Origin of the sequence: Cellulomonas sp. APG4, assembly GCF_009996735.1 — a bacterium.
GTDB lineage: Bacteria > Actinomycetota > Actinomycetes > Actinomycetales > Cellulomonadaceae > Actinotalea.
In genome coordinates this window covers 81,292-103,015 of the sequence record NZ_JAACYI010000005.1, presented here as the reverse complement: position 1 = coordinate 103,015, position 21,724 = coordinate 81,292, and the positions used below count along the sequence as shown (strand labels likewise).

Annotated in this window: 20 protein-coding genes and 1 pseudogene; 11 read left to right on the top strand and 10 right to left on the bottom strand. The window is 71.3% G+C overall.

Annotated features, from left to right (window positions below; translation table 11 throughout):
* Positions 1-104: 104 nt before the first annotated feature.
* Positions 105-3,812 (top strand): hypothetical protein, encoded by a 3,708-nt coding sequence (locus tag GXB85_RS05960; protein WP_161916726.1) that lies wholly within the window; start codon positions 105-107, stop codon positions 3,810-3,812.
* Between the two features lie 489 nt (positions 3,813-4,301).
* On the opposite strand, the gene GXB85_RS05950 is transcribed toward GXB85_RS05960, so the two are convergent.
* Positions 4,302-4,793, bottom strand: coding sequence for a hypothetical protein (locus GXB85_RS05950; RefSeq protein ID WP_161916725.1), 492 nt, complete (start codon positions 4,791-4,793; stop codon positions 4,302-4,304).
* Between the two features lie 457 nt (positions 4,794-5,250).
* On the opposite strand from GXB85_RS05950, the gene GXB85_RS05945 reads away from it, so the two are divergent.
* Positions 5,251-5,769: a suppressor of fused domain protein gene (locus GXB85_RS05945; RefSeq protein ID WP_161916724.1), complete on the top strand. Its 519-nt coding sequence runs from the start codon at positions 5,251-5,253 to the stop codon at positions 5,767-5,769.
* 65 nt (positions 5,770-5,834) lie between these two features.
* Here the strand turns inward: GXB85_RS05945 and GXB85_RS05940 are convergent, their stop codons facing one another.
* Both GXB85_RS05940 and GXB85_RS05935 read right to left on the bottom strand, forming a co-directional pair.
* Positions 5,835-6,716: a hypothetical protein gene (locus GXB85_RS05940; RefSeq protein ID WP_161916723.1), complete on the bottom strand. Its 882-nt coding sequence runs from the start codon at positions 6,714-6,716 to the stop codon at positions 5,835-5,837.
* Between the two features lie 94 nt (positions 6,717-6,810).
* Positions 6,811-6,999, bottom strand: a pseudogene (locus GXB85_RS05935) (transcriptional regulator); the annotation flags it as partial.
* A gap of 155 nt (positions 7,000-7,154) precedes the next feature.
* Between GXB85_RS05935 and GXB85_RS05930 the strand changes: the two are divergent.
* Positions 7,155-8,687, top strand: a complete 1,533-nt coding sequence (locus GXB85_RS05930; protein ID WP_161916722.1) for an alpha/beta fold hydrolase — start codon at positions 7,155-7,157, stop codon at positions 8,685-8,687.
* An 84-nt stretch (positions 8,688-8,771) separates the two neighbouring features.
* Here GXB85_RS05930 and GXB85_RS05925 read toward each other — a convergent pair whose 3' ends face one another.
* Together GXB85_RS05925 and GXB85_RS05920 are read right to left on the bottom strand one after the other, a co-directional pair.
* Positions 8,772-9,203: a hypothetical protein gene (locus tag GXB85_RS05925; protein ID WP_161916721.1), complete on the bottom strand. Its 432-nt coding sequence runs from the start codon at positions 9,201-9,203 to the stop codon at positions 8,772-8,774.
* A gap of 23 nt (positions 9,204-9,226) precedes the next feature.
* Positions 9,227-9,811 carry a helix-turn-helix domain-containing protein gene (locus GXB85_RS05920; protein ID WP_370524030.1) on the bottom strand — a complete coding sequence of 195 codons (585 nt, stop codon included), beginning with the start codon at positions 9,809-9,811 and terminating at the stop codon, positions 9,227-9,229.
* 55 nt (positions 9,812-9,866) lie between these two features.
* Between GXB85_RS05920 and GXB85_RS05915 the strand changes: the two genes are divergently transcribed.
* A complete protein-coding gene (locus tag GXB85_RS05915; protein WP_161916720.1) occupies positions 9,867-10,217 on the top strand; it encodes a hypothetical protein in 351 nt (116 codons plus the stop codon).
* Positions 10,218-10,243: 26 nt separating this feature from the next.
* Entirely contained in the window at positions 10,244-11,176 is a 933-nt protein-coding gene (locus GXB85_RS05910) for an alpha/beta hydrolase family protein (RefSeq protein WP_370524029.1), read from the top strand.
* 230 nt (positions 11,177-11,406) lie between these two features.
* Here the strand turns inward: GXB85_RS05910 and GXB85_RS05905 are convergent, their stop codons facing one another.
* Positions 11,407-11,757, bottom strand: coding sequence for a hypothetical protein (locus tag GXB85_RS05905; RefSeq protein ID WP_161916719.1), 351 nt, complete (start codon positions 11,755-11,757; stop codon positions 11,407-11,409).
* 174 nt (positions 11,758-11,931) lie between these two features.
* Between GXB85_RS05905 and GXB85_RS05900 the strand changes: the two genes are divergently transcribed.
* Positions 11,932-12,327 (top strand): hypothetical protein, encoded by a 396-nt coding sequence (locus GXB85_RS05900; protein ID WP_161916718.1) that lies wholly within the window; start codon positions 11,932-11,934, stop codon positions 12,325-12,327.
* Positions 12,328-12,399: 72 nt separating this feature from the next.
* Here GXB85_RS05900 and GXB85_RS05895 read toward each other — a convergent pair whose 3' ends face one another.
* On the bottom strand, positions 12,400-14,262 hold the full coding sequence (locus GXB85_RS05895) for an alpha/beta fold hydrolase (RefSeq protein ID WP_161916717.1): 1,863 nt from the start codon (positions 14,260-14,262) through the stop codon (positions 12,400-12,402).
* Between the two features lie 268 nt (positions 14,263-14,530).
* On the opposite strand from GXB85_RS05895, the gene GXB85_RS05890 reads away from it, so the two are divergent.
* Positions 14,531-15,280, top strand: coding sequence for a hypothetical protein (locus GXB85_RS05890; RefSeq protein ID WP_161916716.1), 750 nt, complete (start codon positions 14,531-14,533; stop codon positions 15,278-15,280).
* A gap of 21 nt (positions 15,281-15,301) precedes the next feature.
* Here the strand turns inward: GXB85_RS05890 and GXB85_RS05885 are convergent, their stop codons facing one another.
* Positions 15,302-15,892, bottom strand: a complete 591-nt coding sequence (locus GXB85_RS05885) for a GNAT family N-acetyltransferase (RefSeq protein ID WP_370524028.1) — start codon at positions 15,890-15,892, stop codon at positions 15,302-15,304.
* A gap of 46 nt (positions 15,893-15,938) precedes the next feature.
* Between GXB85_RS05885 and GXB85_RS05880 the strand changes: the two genes are divergently transcribed.
* Positions 15,939-16,412 carry a hypothetical protein gene (locus GXB85_RS05880; RefSeq protein WP_161916715.1) on the top strand — a complete coding sequence of 158 codons (474 nt, stop codon included), beginning with the start codon at positions 15,939-15,941 and terminating at the stop codon, positions 16,410-16,412.
* A 30-nt stretch (positions 16,413-16,442) separates the two neighbouring features.
* Here GXB85_RS05880 and GXB85_RS05875 read toward each other — a convergent pair whose 3' ends face one another.
* Both GXB85_RS05875 and GXB85_RS05870 read right to left on the bottom strand, forming a co-directional pair.
* Positions 16,443-17,318 carry a class I SAM-dependent methyltransferase gene (locus GXB85_RS05875; RefSeq protein WP_370524027.1) on the bottom strand — a complete coding sequence of 292 codons (876 nt, stop codon included), beginning with the start codon at positions 17,316-17,318 and terminating at the stop codon, positions 16,443-16,445.
* A gap of 44 nt (positions 17,319-17,362) precedes the next feature.
* The gene (locus tag GXB85_RS05870; RefSeq protein ID WP_161916713.1) at positions 17,363-18,505 is read right to left on the bottom strand and encodes a diguanylate cyclase; all 1,143 of its coding nucleotides are present in this window, start codon (positions 18,503-18,505) and stop codon (positions 17,363-17,365) included.
* Between the two features lie 259 nt (positions 18,506-18,764).
* Between GXB85_RS05870 and GXB85_RS05865 the strand changes: the two genes are divergently transcribed.
* From GXB85_RS05865 to GXB85_RS05855, 3 genes are read left to right on the top strand one after another with little or no spacing between them, the layout of a single operon-like run.
* Entirely contained in the window at positions 18,765-19,664 is a 900-nt protein-coding gene (locus GXB85_RS05865; protein WP_161916712.1) for a CPBP family intramembrane glutamic endopeptidase, read from the top strand.
* A 13-nt stretch (positions 19,665-19,677) separates the two neighbouring features.
* The gene (locus GXB85_RS18780; RefSeq protein WP_161916711.1) at positions 19,678-20,985 is read left to right on the top strand and encodes a histidine kinase; all 1,308 of its coding nucleotides are present in this window, start codon (positions 19,678-19,680) and stop codon (positions 20,983-20,985) included.
* The gene (locus GXB85_RS05855) at positions 20,982-21,647 is read left to right on the top strand and encodes a response regulator transcription factor (RefSeq protein WP_161916710.1); all 666 of its coding nucleotides are present in this window, start codon (positions 20,982-20,984) and stop codon (positions 21,645-21,647) included. The genes GXB85_RS18780 and GXB85_RS05855 overlap by 4 nt, the downstream gene beginning before the upstream one ends.
* Positions 21,648-21,724 lie beyond the last annotated feature (77 nt).

The following is a 21,724-nucleotide window of genomic DNA, read 5'->3' as shown; positions in this document are numbered from 1 at the left end:
GGGCCGCGCGTCGCCCAAGTGCGCAGACCAACCTCGGCAAGCGCCAGATCCATGCTGCGCACCCGTGGGAGCCTTGTGGCCAGGCGTGATCGAAAGGGGCGGGCGTGGAGCCAGCTGTGGTGTTGTCGTTCAGCCTCGAAGCTGCAGCGCTGCTGGGCGAGTTCGGCTCGGACGTCCTCAGGAAGAGAACGCGGAGAACGCGTGTCGCAAGGGCCGCGGCACGAACGTCGCGTATGGAGGGCATTCGAGTCACGCCTCGGGCGATCCGTCGCTGGCTTGGACGCGAGGACTCGTCGCGCCTGATCGAGGCTAGGACGGAGGCGGCTTTGGCGGAGGCCGCTAGGTCCCTTTCGGTTGTGATTGCTGGCGAGGCTGCGGATGTTCGGGAAGCGAGCGCCCGCATAGTCCTGGCCCATGTGCTGAGGGCCTACGTCCACGACCTGAACCCGTCTGAGGCGACCCGGCTGACCGCCGCCTGGGTGGAGGCGACAACGCGGCACGAGGGCGAAGCGACTCGAGCGGCGCTTGCGGCGGTGGAAGCGGGTTTGCACAGTCGGCTCGATGCCAAGAGTTCCTTCGAGGCCAACCTAGGGCTTCTGCCCCCACTGATCGCCGAACCTGCTCGTGCCCTTCGGTCTCGTTGGCCGGACATGGAGCGTGCTATCTCCGAAGTCGCTGCTTCGAAGGACAAGCGGACCTTGCTTCGAGAATGGGCGAAGCTGCCGCCTTCGTGGATGAGTATGGCGCCGCCGTGCGTCCACGCAATCCTCGGAACAGCAGCCGCGAACTATGGGGAGCCGTCGGCTGCGAGCGAGCATTTTGTTAGGGCCGTGCAAGAGGGGTGCGCGCCGCGTACATACTACTTGGCTCGTGCCGGCCAGTGCGCCGAGACCGCTGGGGACCGCCGACGTGCACTGGAATTACTCGAAGAAGCAGCCGAAGGCGGCGACCGCTACGCGAACGCCATAGCCGCGGCGATCGAGGGCAGGCTCGACGATGCTGGCAAACATCTCTCCGCGTGGGAGGTTCGCCAACCAGAACAGCAGTATGAGAAAGGAGTGCTTCTGGCCCGGCTTGAGCGAGCGCGAGGTAATCTCTCGGTCGCGGTGAGCCTGTATGAGCAAGTTGCGGCCGACTGCGGTGTGTTTGGGGTCCTGTTGGAGGCCGCAGAGGTGTTGCTCCAGCGAGGGGTCCTCCGGCGCACGGCTGATCGAATGACAGACGCGCGTCGTGCCCTCGAGTTGGCACTTCGCGCGCGAAACTCCCGAAGAAGTTGGGGCGGCGACTCGGCCCGGCCGGCGGCGCTAGCAGTTGTCGCCTCGGTCCTGTCCGGCGACCTGGAAGGAGCCTGGAGACTGACCCAGCCCGCTCCGACGGGCGACGCCACGGATGCAGAAGCTGGCGACACGGCCATCCTTGAACACGCGGCGATAACGGCTGCTCTGACGGGTCGCGTAGCAGAGGCGCGGGCGCTTTTTGCGAGCGTTGTCGACGACTTTCCCCGTCTCTGCGTTGTCGCGACGCTCTTAGAGCGCGGCGAGGTCGTCGACCCCAGCTACACGAGCACGAGGGAGGCATGGTCCGCGGCGATCGGGCTGGCCCGAAGCGACTCAGAGAGACTGCAGGCGGCCCGGGCGTTGGCCGAAGACGGCCTCACCGCTCCCGAGTTGGCCGATTTGGCGGCGGACTACCCCGAACTCGTCGAGGAGATTCGTGCCATCGCAACGGCGCTGGCTGATGGTGAGGACAGGGTCGTCCGGATGCGGGCGGGTGCACATCAGAGCCCCGTAGTCGCCGTGCGGCTCGCCGAGCACTACCGCTTCGTGCGCCAACCTGACATGGCCGCCGAGGCGCTTCGCGACGCCGGGGAGCGATGGTCGGATCCGCATCTGATGGTCATGGCGGCTAACGACTACCGTGCGGCAGGCCGGCCGGCGGAGGCTATTGAGGCTGCGCGGAGAGCCATCGCTTCGGGTGCCACCCAGTGGTCGGGACTCCGTGACGCCTACATCCTGCTCGTAGAGGTCCACTCCGACATGGGCCGGTGGCATGAAGCAGCTGATGCGGCTCGAGCGCTTGTGGCCCTCGATCAGGCTGACGCGAGTGCGCGTTGGGCGCTGACGAGATGCCTCCACATGCAAAGAGACTTCGCGCAGGCTTGGTACGCGCTGACGCCATCGGGCCGTCCAGTCGATCCCCGAACGTCTGTGGAGGCGCTCGTGTGGGTGGACCTATGTGGGCGGTGCTTGGCTCCAGAGAGCCTGCTCAAGACGTTACTAGAAGAGTTGCCCAAGTGGACCGCAGACGAGCGTGTATATGCCGCATTTGTGCAAACATTCCTGACGAGTCCGGGAGCGGCGGCTGGACCGAGTGTCGACGAGGTGGAGGGTGTCCGAGGTGCGATCGCGGAGTTCACAGAAAGGTTTCCGGAGAGCGAGTACCTGCGTGCCGTCCAAGTTGATCTAGAGAACCCGCTGGAATCCGTCCGTGCCGAACTCTTCGACGAGGAGCGCGAGCGTGCGTTGTCGAAGGTGCATGAGGCGGTCAAGGCCGGGCGCCTTCCCCTCGGTGCCCTCGCATCTATTGTGGGGCGCACATTCACAGAAGCCTCGTTGCGGCGAGCCGCTGGAGTGGTCTATGCGGAGAACCTCGATAATCTTGTTGAAGACCTGGGCGAAGTGCTGGACCGCTCGCAGTCAGTGGTAATCGATCCAACGGTTGCGCACACGCTTCGACTACTCAGTCAGTCGACGGCAGCCTACCTCCTAGGTGCTGTCCCGAACGTCACAACTACTGATGCCCTATTCGACGACGCCCTCCAGGCGCGAGACGGCCTCGCGCAAAAGTCGACAATGTCCCTTGCCTGGGACTCGGAGACCGGGTCGCCGGTCGTCTCCACCATCGCGGAAAGCGACGCTGACTGGCTGGCGGAGATGAGCGCGGGCGTCGTTCAGTTGCTTACGAGTATCCGGCGACTGCCCAGGCGCACGCTGTCGAACTTGGGCAAACTCAACTCCCTTCCTAACGGGGCATGGATCTCAGGAATCGACCTAGCGCTCGAGCTCGGTTGCCCGTACTGGACGGACGATCGCGTGTTGAGCGATGTGGCGCGGCAATTCGGGCTGAGGTCCTTCGGCACTCTTGGCCTCCTGCGATGGGCCACGAACGGACCGGGCGGTCCGTCAAGCGAGGTCATCGACGCCGAGACAGCGACGCTGCTCTCGAACTACTACGTGGACGTGCCCTTCAGTCGAGAGGTCTGGGTTCTGTCTGCCCAGCGGGATGGCTGGCAACCTCAAGGCGTAGCGAGCTCGCTTCGAAGAGTTGGGCCCTGGCGCGAGTTCAAGTCTGTGATGGGCTTCGTGCTTCAGGCGCTGCGTGAGGTGCAGACATCGGATCCCGCGGCCCTTCGCGGCTGGGTTGCCGCCGCAGGCGTTGGCCTCGGGCGGATTGCTGGCGGTGCCGCGGCGGCGCGCGGGAACCTTGCACTCTGGGGGGAGGCAGTCCTTGCTCAGGAGTGGTTCGGGCCTGATCATGCGCACTACGCCGTGCAAGGGCTCAGGGATGCAAGCTCCCAGTTGGGCCTCCCTGATCCACTACTCGACGCCCTAACTCGTTACCACAGCCGCCTCGTGGATGCCGTCGGGTTCGAGGTGGCCGCTGGCTACACACGGGCCCTGTTCGCGCAGGTGGACGAGGCTGACCAGCGCATCGCGGCGCGCGTGGTGCTGACGGCCGGCTTGGGCGAGTCAAGCGGCGACCCACGACTACTTGCGTCGGAGGCCCCGTCGGACGAGCCGCCGCCTGCGTGATTTCCGGCATGGCATGGTCAGCGAGCACCCCGGAACGGGGTCATCCGACGAACTACCCGCTTGTATTTCCGCAGGTCAGCGCGTTACGCGTGGTCCAAGATCGAAATCCTAAGGGGGGTCGCGTCGCCGAGATCGCGCGACGCAGTCCTCGTGCGTGGCTCTCCTAACCAACCTGCTGTGCCAGGCGCGCCCGCCGCACCTCGACGCTCGATCCCGACTCGCGGCGCGCCATCCGACGCAGCACCACCGGCGTGCCGGCTCTGCCGGGGTACCCGAGGCGACGATGACGCCGTCGGTCAGGATCGCGACGCGGTCGGCGAGCTGCTCGGCCTCGCTCAGGTCGTGCGTGGTCAGCAGGACGCTCGTGCGGGAGCGCGACGAGACGTCGCGGATGACCTGGTGGAACTCGGTTCTGGGTCTACGCCTTGAGCTGCTGCTGGTCACCCACGAACGCCGGGTGCCGGAGACCGTCCGACTCGCCCGCAGGTGTCACGTGGACGCGGGCCGCGTGACACCTGGGGGCTGGCTAGACCTGGCCGCCGACAGACGCCTCGCGTCCCGCGCAGCCATCCACCCGGCAAGGGCACCGACGCACACGCTCGCGGCGAGATACGCCGCTAGGTCGAGCCCGGTGGGATCTGAGGAGACGAGTGCGACCGATGCCGAGACGAGTGTCGCGCCGGCACCGCCCGCCACGCCGCACACCGTGCGCGATCCCCGCGACAGAAGGAACGCGACCCAGACGACGACTGCCTGCACGGTGCCGACGACAACGAGCACTGGAAGGAACAGCACCATCCAGAACGCATAGGCCACCAGGAGGCTCCCCACACCTCCGACCCTGTCCCAGTCCGGCTCAGGACCGACGAGGAGTCCCCCGGCGAGAAGAGCCAGTGCGAGCACGACGTAGGCGGCCAACCCCCGCAGGATCCACCTGGCGGCGAGGGCGAAGACCTGGCGGGCTGTCGACACCTTGTGCACGTCGGGCACCTCGCCTACAGCCGGATGTTGACGGACGCGGTGCAGACTGGCAGATGCCCCGCGAGGGCGTACACGTCGAAGCTCACGGCCGAAGCCTCCCATCTCAGGCCGCCGCCAACCGCACCGCCACTGCCCTCGACGCTGGGGGGAGTCGCCGTCGGGCAGCTGGGCGACCGGCCGGCGTTCCTCGCTGTGGTGACGGGCCGGGGTAGCCACGTGAGGTGGCGCGACGTGGCAGTCTGGCTCGCCAAGGACTTCGCAGCGCGTGAGGGGGCGAACGATGGCGTGGTGGCGAGGCCGGCGTACGGACACCGCACCGCCGGCAAGTGGACCCGACGGCGGAGAGCCCGTCGAGCCTTCCCCCGAGCCTGGTGAGCCGACGACACTCGGCTGGGACGCCATCGACGAGCAGTGCCGTCGGCTGTGCGGCGAGCAGACCCCGCGTCACGTCGGCTACATGCCTGGCCGCGCGTTCGGTTCGGCGCTCCAGGGGTGCAGCGCATACCGGGCTGACGGTCACTGGCACTACGTCACGTACGGCTTGAGCAACCTCTTCGACGATGACGAGGGCGACAACGACGGCTGCAGCGGTTGGGGCTACGAGCTCACGTGGCGGGTGCGTGCCGACGGCACCGAAGAGCAGGCGCCGGGGTGGCCCTTCACGGTGCTGCAGCGGCTGGCGAAGTGGTCCTCTGACAGCCGGTTCCTGCTCGAGGAGGGGAGCCAGGTGACGATCGGCCATCCCATCACCGGTTACCCCGACACCGACGGACCCGACACCCCACTGACGGGCGTCCTCCTGGCCACGGACCCTCAGCTGGGGGAGATCGACACGGCGAACGGCCGCGTTCGCTTCCTCCAGGTGGTCGCGGTCGATGCCGACACGCTCGCCCTGGCGCAGGGCGGGGGCTCACAAGCGGTGATCAACCGCCTGCTTGAGCAGGACCCGCTGTTGGTGACCGTCGTCGGAGTCTGATCGAGGCCTTTGGTGTCCGTCGCTAGCGAGCCGCGCCCCTCCGGCGTGGCTGCACAGGCACGCGCTCAGCGGCATGGCACCACCTCGTCGACGGGGCCCCGGCCGTCGTCGAATGCGATCCGGACGCGCGCGTTCCCGGCCTCGAGCTCGACGTCGCCGTCGGGAAAGGGGAGGGTCTCCAGGAGCGGGTAGGTCGCCCAGCGGCTCGCGACGACCGATCCCGGCGACGCGACGTACAGGATCGCGTCGCCGCCGAACAGGACCTGGCTCTGTCGCACGACGGCGGTGCAGCCGCCGGGATGGTGCGCGACCAGCAGGTCGTCACTCGCGGCGAAGACGGCTCCGGGAACCGCCAGCGTGGTGAGCAGGATGACCCCCGCGGAGAGCGCCGCGGAGGCGAGCCACCGGAGGGCGGGGTGGGCGACCCGCGGGAGCGCGGCCGGCTCCGGCGCTCCCGCCCGTGCCCGCTCACGGGCCAGCACCTCTCCTCGCTGCAGCACTCCCGCGCTGACCCCCACGGCCACCACGATCACGGCCACCGGCAGCGGCTGGGCCAGAGCGACCCAGAGCCCGAACCCCACCATGAACACGTAGAAGCCGACGATCGGGATCCCGAGCAGCGAAAGGACGGCGATCGCGATCACCACGCCGCGCACGGCGGCGCGCTCCGCATCCCGCATCGGCCCGGGGTGCCGGGACAGCCCATGCCCCACCGCCAAGGTGAGGCTCGCCAGGAAGGCCGTCAGCGCGAGCGCCGGGCGGCCGGGAGTCGTCCCGCCCAGCACCACCACGTGCTCGGACGCCACCCAGGCCGCCAGGGTCGCGGCAACCGCGACCACCCACGAGGCCAGCACCACCATCCGCCCCACGCGGCGGAGCCTGGGCGGTTCGCCCCCGACGATGGGTGCGCCGACGGGCGCGCTCGGCTGGACGTCCGGATGGGGCACGGGCCAGACGCTAGCGAGCCGCCCGGACCGCCCGGCGCCCGTTCACGCGACGTGCACGGTGCCCACGCGACGTCCACCGCACCCGTCCAGTGGCTCAGGTCGCCACCGGGTGCGGGGCCCCCATCGACAGGAGCTGGGGCTTCTCGTGGCTCTCGCTGCCGGGGACGGCGGTGTAGACGAGCAGCAGGTGCGACTGCTCGGGGTCGAGCAGGGTCTGGCAGTGCAGCTCGAGGTGGCCGACCTCCGGGTGGACGAAGCGCTTGACGTCGTTGATGCGCACACCCGTCGGCCTCGCCCCTGTGGGCCGAACGGCCCTGGCAGGTGGCGGTCACCGCGGAGTACGCCGGGAGGTGGGACGGCCGGGCACGTCGCTGCACCCGAGGCAGCGCGCGGCCCGCACAGCCGCCCACCACGGAGCACCGGGAACCGGAGGCGGCCATGGCCTCGAGCACGACGACCGACGCGCCCCCGAGGGAGCCGGGCGAGACGACGGCGGCCTCGCCCCTCCTCGCCCGGGTGCTCCCCGTGGTGCTCGCCCCGGCCTCGGCCGCTGTCGTGCTCGGGGTGGTCATGCCCCGGGGGCCCATGACCACCGGGCAGTCCGTGGTCGCGCTGCTGGTGGCGCTCGCTGTGGGCGCCGCGGCCGGCGCGCTGTCCCGCAGCCGGTGGGCTGCCCTGGGCGCCCCCGTCGTGTACGCCCTGTTGTTCGAGGTGGTGCGGCTGGGCACCGACGGGCCGACCGTCGACCGGATCCGGTTCGACAGCATCTTCGCGACGGGCGCGATGATCGCGGGCCGCGGGTTCGACCTGCTCGTGATCCTCGCGCCGATGGCCGTGGCGGCCCTGCTCGGCGCGGCGTGGGCACGACGTCGGGCGGGAGCCGACGGCGGGTCGCGGGCCTGGCGCGTCGTCCGCCGCACCGGGCTGACCGTCGCGACCCTGAGCGTCGTCGTGCTCGCGGCCGCCCTGGTGCGGCCCGCGTCGACCGAGGCGATCCTCGGGCCCGACGGCGGGCCGCTGGCCGGGAGCGTCGCCGAGCTGATCACCATCGAGGTGGGTGGGCACGACCAGTCGCTGGTGATCCGCGGCACCGACGTCGAGGCGCCCGTGCTGCTGTTCCTCGAGGGCGGGCCCGGCGGAACCGCCGTCGGCTCCATGCGGTACGCGGGCGAGCCCCTCGAGCAGGACTTCGTCGTGGCCACGTGGGACCAGCGTGGCACCGGCCGCTCCGCCGACCAGCTCGCGCCGGTCGAGACGATGACCGTGGACCAGGTGGTCGCCGACGCCGTCGAGGTGATCGACTACCTGCGCGAGAGGTTCGACGAGGAGCGCGTGTACTTGGTCGGGAGCTCGTGGGGGAGCACCCTCGGCGTGCTGGTCGCCCAGCAGCGGCCGGACCTGCTGCACGCCTACGTGGGCACGGGCCAGATGGTGAGCCAGGCCGCGACCGACCAGATCATGTACGACGAGTCGCTCGCGTACGCGACCAGCTCCGGTGATGAGGCGTTCGCGCAGACGCTGCGCGACATTGGCCGGCCACCGTACGACGACCCCCTGGCCTACCCGCTCGCGCTGTCCTCGAACCCCGAGTGGCACGACTTCACACCGGCCCCGGACAGCGACTGGCGTGCGTCGTACCCGGCGAACGTGTTCGTGGCCGAGTACACGCTCACCGAGCAGGTGCGCGCGATCGCCGGCCTCTACGAGACCTTCGCCGTGCTGTACCCGCAGCTGCTCGGCATCGACTTCCGGCGCGACGTGCCGAGGCTCGAGGTCCCGGTGCTGCTGGTCCAGGGCGCGTACGAGGCCGACGGGCGTGCCGTGCTCGCCGAGGAGTGGTTCGCGGGTCTCGAGGCGCCGTCGAAGGAGCTCGTCATGTGCGACCACTCCGGGCACACGCCGCACCTCGACGAGCCCGGCCGCTTCGCCGAGCTCATGGGCGAGCTGGGGGAGACGACGTACCCGGGCTGAGCGCAGGACCGCAGACTCGGCCTCCTCGGAGGCCGAGTCGAAGATGGCGCCTGGCCTGCTGGCCCTGGGGTGGCCACCGCCCACCTAGCCAGAGCGCCCGTCCCGGGTGAGGTCGCGCCGCATCACGGTGTAGCCCGTGTAGGCCCCGAGGCCGGCGGCGATCGCGAAGGGCCCGGCGGACATGAGCAGGATGCGCGCCACGGTGTCGTCACCGGACCCGGTGGCGCTCAGCACGGCCCCGACGGCGATCGACGCGAGGCCGATCGCCGTCAGGGCGTGTCCCAGCCTGAGGGCGAGCGCGAGGTTGCGCTCACGCCTGCCTGCGCTGAGCGCTTCCTGCCGCGAAGGGGCCGCCTGCCGTTGGACCAGGGCGAGGGCTGCGACGAGGACAGCTCCCGCCACACCGACACCGACCGCCGGGCCGGTGTGCCCTGACAGCAGCAGGAACGCGACGGCGGCAACGGTCACGACCGCCACGGCGGACTGCGTCAGTCGGATGAGGCGCTGTGCGTTCACGTCGACCCTTCTGTCGTTCGTCTTCATGCCCTTGCGGCGCGGTCGCCAGCGCTCAGATGCGCGCTCGGTGCGTCGTCGCCCGGCATGAGGACCGTCGCGAGGAGGCGACGGGTGCGCTCGCCGTCGGGCTGGTGCGCGAGGCGAGGCCGGATGGCCGCCTGGAGGTCGATGATCAGCTCGGTGAGCTCGGCGTCGGTGAGCCACAGGGCGTTCTGCTGGTACCCGACGAGGTCGCGGCCCAGGTCGACGTCGTCCCGCTCGAGGTAGCGGTCGAAGTCCGCGAGCAGCCCGGCGACGTAGGTGAGGAACGCGCGCCGGTGGTCGTCCCGGGTCATGGAGCGTGCGGTGTCGGCGTCCACGTAGGCCGCGCCCGTGCGGAGCCGGTAGGTGCGCTCGACGGCGCCGCGCACGCGTCGCTCTGCGGCGATGTCGAGCACGCCGCCATCGACCATGGCCGCGACCTGCCGGTAGAGGGTGGCGGTCGCGACGTCGGGCAGCTCGTCGCGGAGCGCGGCCGTGGTGAGCTCACGGTCCCCCAGGAATGCCTGGGCGATCCGCAGGCGCACGGGGTGCAGGAGGACGTCGCTGGGCTTCATCTCCGTGGTCACCCCTCCACCGTACTCACATTTGACACCATTCGCATGTATGGGAACGATGAGCCCCATGACGACGATCACCCTCATCCCCGACACGCTGCGTGTGACCTTCACGACCGGCGAGAAGGTCGCCGGCCTGGTGCGTGACCAGGCCTTCCCGCGCGCTGCGGTGACCGAGGCCGACGTCGTGCCGGACGGGCTCGGTGCGGTGCGCGGCCCGCGAGCCCCGGGCCTCGGCCTGCCGCGGCTGCGCAAGGTCGGCACGTGGAGGTCGGGGCGCGGCAACCAGCTGGTGTCCGTGCGCGCCGGCCGGTCCGCCCTGCGCGTCCGCCTCGAGGGGCAGCGCTGGGCCGAGCTGCTGCTCGACGTCGACGACCCGGCGGCGCTCGCCTCAGCCCTCACCCCGGCCGGCGCCTGACCGCGCCCCCACCTCGAGGACCCCCCGTGCACTCCACCGACATGACCTTCACCTCCGGCGGCGTGACGTTCGCCGGCACGCTCGCGACGCCCGCGGGCACCGGCCCCTTCGCGGCGGCCCTCGTGGTCCCTGGCTCGGGCCCGGTGGACCGTGACTCGAACCACAAGCGCATGCCGCTTGGCATCACGCGTGAGCTCGCCGAGGCGCTGACGGCGGCCGGCGTCGCCACGCTGCGCTACGACAAGCGGGGCGTGGGCGCGACCCCCGGCGACTGGCGCGAGGCAGGCTTCGACACCACGACCGACGACGTCCGGACGGCGCTCGCGGCCCTGCGGGCTCGGCCCGAGGTCGACGCGTCGCGGGTCGTCGTCGTCGGCCACTCGGAAGGTGCGCTGCATGCGACGCGGGTGGCCGCGGACGACGGCGACCTGGCGGGCGTGGTGCTGCTCAGCGGGTCGGCGACGCCGGGGGAGGAGCTGCTGCGCTGGCAGGCCCGGCAGGTCGCGGCGACGCTCCCGCGCGCCGTGCGTGTGCTGCTCGCGGTGCTGCGCACCGACCTGGTCGAGAAGTCGGAGAAGAACCGTCAGCAGATCAAGGCGAGCACCGGCGCCGTCGTCCGCGTGGGCGGGCAGAAGCTCAACGCGGCGTGGCACCGCGAGTTCATGGCGTACGACCCGCGGGTCGACCTCGCGCGGATCGCCGTGCCGGTGCTCGCGGTGACAGGTGGCAAGGACCTGCAGACCAAGGCGTCGGACCTCGCCGTCATCGAGAGCCTCGTGCGCGGGCCGGTCGAGGTCGAGGAGGTGCCCGACGTGTCGCACGTCCTGCGGCGGCAGCCGGGCCCCGCGTCGCTGAGCGCGTACAAGAAGGAGATCCGAGAGTCGCTCGACGAGCGGGTGGTGGGTCGTGTCGTCGCGTGGGTGACGCGGCAGGTCCGCACGACGACGGCGGACGCGTGACCGCAGGCGGGGGCCTGGGTGCGCGAGGGCGAGATCATCAATGCGGAAGAGGTCGGTGCCACGGTGACCGACGCGGCAACTGGCGAGGTGCTCGGACGATTGACCCGCCGATCTGCGGCGACACCACGATCCACGTTCGTGAGGACGGCACCGTGGAGTGACCTGTTCGGCGAGCACGCGACGCGTCGGGGTCCTCAGGCCACTTGGGTACTTCGCTTGTTGCGCGAGCTCTACGACGAGCCGACGAGGCGGGAGTGGGCCTCGGCGACGAGCGGATGGAGGGGCACCGCCACTGTGGCGAACCTCAGCTTCCAGCCATCGACCATGACCAGCTCCAGCTCGTTCGGTCGACGCAGCTCCACCCTCCGGACGCCCGTCCAGGGGATGAGCGCTGAGCGGTCCTTGCGGGAGAGATCGACCAACGACCTGTCGATGTCGAGGAGCCCGAACCACAGCACTGGCCAGATGCGTGCGCCGAAGCGAAAGCCGTGCTCCTCGACCCTGGCCCAGACCAACGGCCAGGTGGCGTACCTCCACCTGTTGAACGTGCATCCGCCGTGGACCGTCCGCTCGTGAGTCACGCGGCCTCCTGACGGCTCGGGCACCTGGCTTGCCAGACAGTAGTCAGCAGGACGGTGGCTCGGTACGGAGCCGCCATCTCTGTGCTCCGTTCGGATGACTGCTGTCCACGTCGATTGCCCGCGGGGGCGCTGACTGCCACGGTCGAGCGTGACGGAGGAGACGGGGGCACCGGCGTGAGACTGCAGGGCGGCCCAGGGGACGGTGCCACGACAGCTCATGCCGCAACGGCACGCCGAGGCTTCTCCGCTCTCGCGCTCGGCGTGGCCTGCGCTCTCACGACGTCCGGCTGCATCTACGACGCCCCGTTGCCGCTCAGCGCCTCCTTGGTGAACGAACGCTGGGCCCCGGTCACCCTGACGTTCGACGGCTCATCGACGGAGCCTCAGGAGTTCCCCGCCCGCGAAGGGGCGGACATCCGATACGACGGCAGATTCATCGAGGAGGACACCTGCGTCGAGATCGGCGCCACGGTCACCGACACCGCTACTGGCGAGGTGCTCGGGACGGTCGATCCGCCGATCTGCGGCGACACCAGGATCTATGTCCGTGAGGACGGCACCGTGGAGTGACCTGATCGGTGGCGCCCCGTGGGCGGGCCCGGTTGGTGCCGGGCCCGCCCACGGTCGTGCATGAGGCCGCCGTCAGCCCAGCAGCGGGAGCACCCCGAAGTCGTTGGCCGCGGTGAGCGACCAGACGACGAGCGTGGTCACCAGGATCGACCCGACGAACACGCGTCCCGTCCTGCGGAAGTAGGACGTGTACAGGCACGCGCTGAGCGGCCACAGCACCAGCAGGGCGGTGTAGTTGATGGCGCCCATGCCGGCAGACGTGACCGTGACGGGGTCAGACCCGAACAGGATCGTCCCGCCCGACATCAGCGGCACGTACACCAGCAGCAGCCACACGAACGCGCCGAGGGTCAGCACGATCGAGTTGACCAGCATCTCCTGCCACAGGGGCGCCTTGCCCTTCTTCCAGCGCAGGAACCCGCCGAAGATGATCGCCTGGGCGAAGAAGAAGATCGCGAACGGGAGCAGGTACCCGGCGAACGCACCCAGCCGTGCCCCCGTCATCGGCATGAGGGTGACCAGCCACAGGCGGAAGTCGACACCCCACGCGCTCGAGACGAACGCCAGCACCAGGTACACGGGTGCGAGGATCGCGAGGACGAGCAGGGCCGACCGGCCGAGCGCCCGCCAGTCGAACCGGCGGTCCGGCTCGGTGAGGCCGTAGTTGGCGAGGGTCGCCCCATGCCTGCGCGTGGTGACCGCGTGGTTGACCCCGATCAGCGCCCAGGTGATCGCGCCGACGATCACGGCCCAGACCATGAAGGCGTTGGTGAACGTCTGCGGCCATACGGCGTTGGCGGGCAGGATCGGGTCGAAGAACATGTTCTTCCACACCCACAGGTAGAGCAGCGGGCCCACCGCCGTGGTGAGCAGCGCCCCGAACCACCACGCGCCGCCGGTCAGGCCGCGGTACTCGGGCACGGGCCGCACGAGTGTGGCGAAGGCTCGGGTGCGCAGCAGCAGGCTCCCCGCCGCGAACAGGAACAGGAACGCCCCGGCCAGCGCGATCGTGGTGCCCAGCAGCTTGACGGGCCACACCTGGTCGGACGTGTCCAGACCGCCGTCGTCGGCCAGGAGCGTGCGCTGCATCCAGTCGACCGCCGTGCCGATCCCGTCGGTCGAGTCGGTGGACAGCGCGTGGTTCTCCCAGGGCGTGTAGAGCATGCGGCCCGTGCCGTCCTCGATCGAGCCGTAGAGCTGCTCGGCCACGATCGGCTCGTCGGTGCCGAACACCGGCATGAGCACGGGGGAGGCACCCGCGTTCGCGCCCTTGTCGACGGCGATCATCACGCCCAGCTCGGTCCACGTGCCGATCGCGACGCCAACGTTGCGCAGGTCCACGAACGGGGTGGCGTCCATGACGCCGGGCGGGGTGGGCTCGGACTCGAGGTAGAAGATCGACGAGTACGCGTCCGGCTGGGCCATGGCGGCGGCCGTGGCCGCGCAGAACCCTCCCTGGGACATCCCGACCAGGCCGACGCGCTCGGTGTCCACGGCCGGCAGGTCGCGCAGGTAGGTCAGCACGTCCGGCCCACCGCAGCCGACGTCCTGGTTCGCGCCCGACGACGAGCCGTGGCCGGTCTGGTCGGCCGAGACCACCACGAAGCCCCGTCGCGCGAGCTCGAGCGCGGTGTTGCTCATGTACTCCTTCTGGTTGTTCAGGCCGTGCCAGACGGCGACCCCGGGCAGGGGGTTCTCGGCCGTGGCGTCGTCCGGGAGGTACACCTGCGCGCTGATCCGGTGGCCCTCGGCCCCGAAGATCGTCGTCGTCGTGACGGAGACCGAGCCTGCGCTCGTCTGGACGGTGTGGGCGAGGAGGCTGCCCAGCACCATCATCAGGACCGCGGCGACGGCCACGACCTTGGCTCGGTTGCCGCGTGGCGGCTCGGTGCCGGGAGCGGCGTCCGGTCGCTCGGGGGAGATGGAAGTCGTCATCGAGGTCTCTCCAGTGAGGGGGCGGCGGAGCACGGTGGGGGGCGTGCTCCCTGCACGGTCCGCCGGGTCCCCTCCGGGACTTCGGCGGCCCGGGTGAAGCAGATCCGTAGATCTTCTACGAATCGCGAACGTTATGCTGTCGCGAAATCGGCTGTCAATGGTCCGAGCGTCGTGAGCGGCCGTGCCAGGCCCCGTCGTGGAAGGGATGTCCGTGCCTCCTACGGAGTCGCGCCCACCCCGGCGCACGCCCGCTGAGCAGCGCGAACGCATGCCCAGGCGGCAGCCCGCGCAGACGCGAGACCTCATGCTCCGGGCCGCGACGGACCTGATCCGCGAGCGCGCGCAGAGCGTGGGCGACGACGTCGTCGCCTCAGCCCTCGCGCACGTGCGGCTCACCCAGGTGGCCGCGCGGGCCACGGAGATCGTCAGGGCCGAGACCGGCGACGAGAAGGCCAAGGCCATCACGACGGGCGCCATCTACCAGCTGTGGCCCAGCCAGGCCGACTTCCAGGTGGACCTGCTCTTCCACGTCGCAGACGTGCAGTCCGTGCTGGTGCCCGGGCTGCCCGAGAGCCTGCGGCGGTTCCGCGAGGCGAAGGCCGCGGGGGTGCCGCTCGAGAGGCTCGTCCTGCGGATCATGGAGGACGTCCACCGCCACTACCGCGAGGACCCGATGTACCGGGTCGAGCTGAGCTTCCTCATCGGTGCGGTCGACGCGCGAGTGCGCGCAGCGCTCAGCCACCGGCAGGAGGCCTTCTACGCCTCGGTCGACGAGGCCTACGAGGGCCTGCTCGAGGTCTATGGGCGGCGGATGCGACCGCCGTTCGAGGTGCGCGACCTCTCCCGCGTGATCGCCGCGCAGATCGCCGGCTCCGTGGTCACCTGGTACGCGGACCCGGCCCTCCTCGACGACCCCCTGGGTGAGGAGGACGCCTCGCTGATGTCACGCGCCATCCTCGCCATCTTCGAGCGGTTCACCGAGCTCGCGGACGGAGACGACCTCGGCGGCTCGGGCTGACCTGAGGGTGGGGCCCGGGGGTCAGGCGGTGCGTCGCATCGGGACGTGCGGGATGCCGTCCTCGTCGAAGCCCGCACCGGCCACCTCGAAGCCGAAGCGGGCGTACCAGCCGGCCAGGTGCGCCTGCGCGTCGAGCACGACAGGCGCCGTCGGGTCCAGTGCGGCGCAGCGTTCGAGGGCCACGCGCATCAGCATCGACGCGACCCCGCGGGACCGTGCCGCCGGGGCCGTCGCGACCCGGCCCACCCGTAGCGCGCCGTCGGGCTCGCGGAGGATCCGCAGCGTCGCGAGCACCTCGTCGCCGTCGGCGGCCCAGAGGAGCTCGGCACCGGGCTCGGCGTCGCGGCCGTCGAGGTCCGGGTAGGCGGCCCGCTGCTCGACGACGAAGACGTCCACGCGCAGCCGCAGGATCGCGTACAGCGTGAGCGGGTCCATCGACCGGACCTCGGAGCGGTGCAGGGTGACGGGCACCGCGCCACGGTAGTCGGCGGCGGGCTGGACGTCGGGCGGGAAGGGCCGGCTGGTCCCCTTCAGTGGGTGGTCGGACGTGTCGATGGAGAGGTGCGGCACGCCGGGCGCCACGATCCGGCCGGCATCCAGGGGGACTTCCATGACGACCGCTCGACCTTCTCACCTCACCTGTCTGCTCGGTGTGACGATGCTCCTCTCGGCATGCGGTGGCGTATCGCCGACGGGGTCAGCCCCGGACGCGACGTCGACGGCCGACGCTCCGACTGCCCGCACGCCCGCAGCCGAGGACGACGCCGCTCCCGCGACGGCGAGCGCTGAGGACGCCGCGCTCGCGGCCTGCGCGGCGATCGACGCGATGCCGCTCGGCGGGACGGAGCCCGCACCCCTCCGGGAGCAGGAGCGCGCACTCACCCTGGCGGCCGAGCAGCTGAGGCTCGCGGCCGAGGACGACGTCCGCTACCTCGAAGGCGCCCTTGTCGTGGAGGAGATGGCGTCAGGCGCGGCGGATGCCCTCGCGCTGCTCGAGGAGCATGGCGAGGACGTCACGACGTGGGAGGCAGAGGCTCAGGAGTCCTGGGCGACGTACGCGATGCAGCAGGCTGACGCCGTCATGGTCGTGCTCGAGCTGTGCAACGCGGTCGACCCGCCCGGCGACGAGTGAGGGCTCTCGCGTTCGCGGGTGGGCGGAGTCTCAGCGGCGGCGGGCGGTGAGGGTGAAGCTCGCGGGAAGGCGCTCGGGTCGCTCGCGCAGGCGGTACTCGCCGATCTGCTCGTCGAGCACCATGAAGCCCGGCAGCGCGTCCCACGGGACGCTGTCGTGCTCCGTGAGCGACGTGAGCTCCAGGCCGGCGTCGAGCACCGCCGTGACGATCTCGCCCAGGCTGTGGTTCCACTCCATCGAGCGCGGCTGCGCGACCTTCGCGTCGCCGGCGTAGGTGCACTCGTCGTCCCAGACCAGCGGCTCGGCCTGCTCGTAATACGGGAGCTCGAGCGCGACCGTCATGTCCCCCGGCCCGCTGATCCACGTCTGCTGCGCGCGGTCGGGGTGCTCGGCGCCGATGGTCATCGCGAGGGCCGCGTTCAGCACGGGGTGGCCGTCGCGGATGAACAGCCGGCCCCCGGGGCGCAGGAGGGCCGCGACCGTCTGTGCCCAGCGGCGGATGCTCGGCAGCCAGCAGATGGCGCCGATGCCGGTGTAGACGAGGTCGAACTGGCGGCCGCCGAGCGCCTCCGGGGCCACGTACACGTCCGACTGGACGTACTCGATCGCGGCGCCCGCGCGCTCCGCCAGGCTGCGCGCCTCGTTGAGCGACGCACCCGAGAGGTCCACGCCCGTCATGTGCGCGCCGAGTCGCGCGAGGCTCAGCGTGTCGGTGCCGATGTGGCACTGGAGGTGGACGGCCTCGAGCCCGCTGATGTCGCCGAGCCGCGGCCGGTCGAAGGCCACGACGTCCGAGAGCGCGGCCGTGTCCGCCAGCAGGCGGTCGATCCCGTAGCCCTGGGCATGGACCGTCGCACGGCTGTCCCAGTTGGTGCGGTTGAGCTCGAGGTACTCGTCGGTGGCCACGACGCGGACGCTAGCAGCGCCGCGGTGCGCCGTCGGGCCCATTGTCAGGCAGGTGAGTGGGAGCGGTCAGGCACGTCGGGTGCGCCGGACTGCACGCGGTCACGACCGCCGAGCTTCGCCAGGTACATCAGCTCGTCCACGCGCCTCAGGACGGCGTCGGCCGACTCCGCCGGCTCGAGCTGGGTCACACCGAAGCTCGCCGTCACGCGCAGCCTCACCTCGAGCTCGAGGCCCTGCGGCAGCGCGAACCTGAGCCGTTCAGCCAGCGCCAGCGCACTCTCGTGATCGGCGGCAGGGGCGACCACCACGAACTCCTCGCCGCCCAACCGTGCCGGCAGGTCGCCGTCGCGCACCGTCCCGGCCGTGATCTGGGCGACGAGGCGAAGCACCTGGTCGCCGACGTCGTGCCCGTACGTGTCGTTGACCTGCTTGAAGTGGTCGAGGTCGAAGTACAGGACGCTCACCGGGTGGTCCGGCCCGACGAGTCCCGCCTGGTGGCCGAGCTCGTCGACCAGGCGGCGCCTGTTCGCGATGCCCGTGAGCTCGTCCATGTGGGCGATCTCGCGCATCCGCGCCGCGGCGGCGTCGGACCTGGCGACGTCGGCCATCGCTGCCGCGAAGTGTTCCTTGGCCCGGGACAGGACGAGCAGCAGCCCCAGGAACACCCACAGGTACACGCCGTAGCGCACGCTCGGCCAGAAGAGGTCGGTCCCACCCGGGTGCCGGCCCAGCTCGGCCGCCAGCACGACGGTGACCAGGGTGGCGTAGATGCCGCCGTGCACCAGGGCCGTGCGGGTCCGCTGGAACAGGAACCCCACGGCGAGGCACACGACGACGTCGAGCAGGGGCGTGGGCAGCAAGGACGCCCACGCGGTCGCGGCGTCGGGAGCCTGCGCCACCCGACCGCTGATCATCACGAGCCACCACGCCTCGATCCCGACGAGGGTCACGACGGCGGCCCGTGCGGCCCACGTGGGTCGTGCGACCAGGATCCAGGCGAAGCCGAGCAGTGCCGCGGCCAGGGGTGGGTAGCCCCACCGGACCCACCGGTCGTCGGTCCCGTCGGTCAGCCAGATACCGACGAGCACCGGGGCGCAGACGGCGATGCCGAGCGCGACGATGCGCCGCGCCAGGCGGGCGAGGTCGTCAGCGCGCCGGCCGGTGGGTAGCGCCACGAGGTGGTCCATGGGCCGTCACCTCCTACGCCGGCCGTGGGGGAGGCGGCCGGTGCCCCAGTCTGGCAGCGAGACATGGGCGGATACAGGCGTTCTGGGGCGTTTCACCCGCTGTGGCCCGGCATGCCACGGCGCGGCCCTGACCTCCGGGGGACTGTCCGTCCACCTTTGGATGCAAGCCGCAGGGTTCCACCCTCGGCCTCGCGCGAGGGGAGCGGGCCCGTTCCTAGCGTCGAAGTCACGTTCAGCGACCACGACGAAGGGAACTCCCATGAGCGTCCTCACAGCCCCGGCAGGTTCGTCACGGCCGGCACCTCCGCAACGGCGGGGTCTGCTCGACGTCGTCCGGCAGCGTCCCCTGCTCTCGTTCTTCGTGCTGGCCAACCTCGCCAGCTGGCTCGTCTGGGTCCCGTACATCCTGTCCCTGCACGGGCTCGGCGTCTGGGACTTCACCTTCCCCGGCGGGAGCATCGGCGGGCAGCTGCTCGGCATGCTGCCCGGCGCCTACCTCGGCCCCATCGGCTCGGCCCTCGTCGTCACCGCGATCGCGGACGGCCGCCCCGGCCTGCGGGCGTGGGCGAGGCGCCTGTGGAAGTGGAAGGTCAGCTGGCGCTGGTACGCGGGCATCCTGCTGGGCGTCCCCGCCGCCATGGTGGTGTCCGGCCTCGCCTTCTCCGGCGGCGAGGTGCGCGCGCCGTCCACCATGGTGCTGCTCGCCCTGATCCCGGGGCTCCTCGCCCAGATGATCACCACCGGTCTCGCCGAGGAGCCCGGGTGGCGCGACTTCGCCCTACCGCGGATGCAGCGGCTGATCGGCGCGCCCGGAGCCGCCGTCGCCATCGGTGCCCTGTGGGGCATGTGGCACCTGCCGCTGTACCTGACCGAGTGGGGCGGCTGGCCCGACGCGCCCTGGTACCGGCCGGTCGAGTTCGTGCTCTTCTGCATCGCGTTCAACGTCGTCATGACGTGGGTCTTCAACCGCACCGGGCAGAGCCTGCCGATGGCGATGCTGCTGCACGTCAGCGTCAACAACTTCGCGTCGATCGCCTGGGCGGAGGTGTTCCCCACGACGGACGACACCGTCGTCCAGCACGCGTTGCTCGCCGGGGCCACGGTCGCTGCCGCCGTGGTGCTCGCCGGCACCCGCGGGCGGCTCGGCTACCGGCACTGACAGGATGGCGACCGTGCCATCGAGCCCGCGCACGCCCACCCGCCCCGACCTCGCCGTGGCGGGTGGGACGTGCGTGCTCGCGATCACGGCACTGCTGTCGGTGCTCGCCGCGGTGCAGCTGGACCCGACGGCGGCGGGGGCCACGCCGTCGCCCGGGAGCGGGCCGTGGTGGTTCGCGATCGCCGTGCTCGTGGCGCAGTCAGTGGCCGTCGCCTTCCGGCGCGTCCACCCCCGCCCGGTGCTGGTGCTCGTGGCCGCCGGCGTGCCCGCTGGGGCGCTCGCCGGACTGGGCGACGCCATCGGCGTGACGTCCGTCCCGGTGCTCGTCGCGGCCTACACCGCGACCGTCGTCGGGACGTGGCGCCGGACGGTCCCCGCGCTCGCGGTGGCCGCGCTGCTCGTGGCCGCGGGGACCTTCATGGCCCAGCCGGCCGACGACGTCCCACTGCTCGTGCGCCTCGGGGCACCGGTGGTGCAAGCGCTCTCGGTCGTGGGGATCGCCGTGGTGGTCGGGGTGGTCGTCGGCTCCCGGCGGGAGGCGGCCGAGGCCCGCGCCCGACAGGTCGAGGCCCTCAGCCGCGAGCAGGGTGCGCTGCTCGAGGCCGCCGTCGCGCGCGAGCGCGCGGCCATGGCCCGCGAGCTTCACGACATCGCCGCGCACCACCTCTCGGGCATCGCCGTGATGACGGGGGCGATCGGCCGGCAGATCGACGTGGACCCCGAGGCCGCGAAGGCCGCCGTCCAGCGCGTGCGGGCCGAGACATCGGGGATGCTCGACGAGCTGCGCACGCTTGTCCGGCTGCTGCGCGAAGGTCCGGAGGAGGCCGAGCACCCCGTCGAGACGCTCGCGGCGGTGCCCGGACTCGTCGAGCGGGCGCGTGCCTCGGGCGTGGACGCGAGCCTGACCGTCCTCGGGAACCCCGCCGCGCAGTGGGACGCCGTCGGGCCCCTCGCGCAGCTCGCCACGTTCCGCACGGTGCAGGAGGCCCTCGCCAACGTGGTGCGCCACGCGCCCGGCACCGATTGCGAGGTGGTGCTCGACGCGCGCGATCCCGGCGTGCTGCGCGTGAGCGTGAGCAACGGCCCGCCCCCGGTGCCGCAGGGACCGGACCGGACCGGGCCTGCGCACGAGGCCCGCACCGGAGGAGGGCTCGGCCTGGTCGGGATGCAGGAGCGTGCCGACCTCACCGACGCCACGCTCACCCACGGGCCCCGGCCCGACGGCGGTTGGCGGGTCACGCTCGCGGTCCCGGCCCACCACGACGCCGGCGAGGCCCCGTCGCCAGGACCAGCAGCACCGATCGAGGGAGCAACCCCATGACACGCGTCGTGATCGCCGACGACCAGCCCCTCGTGCGCGCGGGGCTCAGCGCGATGCTGGGCGTGGAGCCGGACCTCGAGGTGGTCGCGGAGGTGTCCGACGGCGCGCAGGCCGTCGAGGCCGCCCGGCGCCTGGAGGCCGACGTCGTCTGCATGGACGTGCGCATGCCCGGCACGGACGGCATCACCGCGACCCGCGCGCTGTGCGGACCGGACGTCGCCGACCCGGTGCCCGTGCTCATCCTCACGACGTTCGACGTGGACGAGTACCTGTTCGGCGCGCTCGAGGCCGGTGCCTCGGGGTTCCTGCTCAAGGACGCCGAGCCGGCCGCCGTCGTCGACGCCGTGCGGTCCGTCGCCGCCGGCAACGGCACCCTCCAGGACACGCTCACCAAGCGCGTGGTCAGCGAGCTGCTCACCCGCCGCCGCACCCAGCCCGTCACGGCCGCGCGCGCGAACGAGCTGCTGACCGCGCGCGAGCTCGAGATCCTGTTGCACCTGGCCCAGGGCATGTCCAACGAGGAGATCGCGCAGGCGCTCTACCTCGAGGTGTCCACGGTGAAGTCCCACCTCGCACGGATGATGCCCAAGCTCGGCGTGCGCTCGCGGCTCCAGGCCGTGGTGTGGGCGTACCAGAACCGCGTGGTCGACGTCGGCGGCTGAGCTCCTCCATCGAAGGATGGAACCCTCGCGGGCCCTCCTTGCGAGGCTCGATGGGGCCACCCGTCGATTCCTAGGTT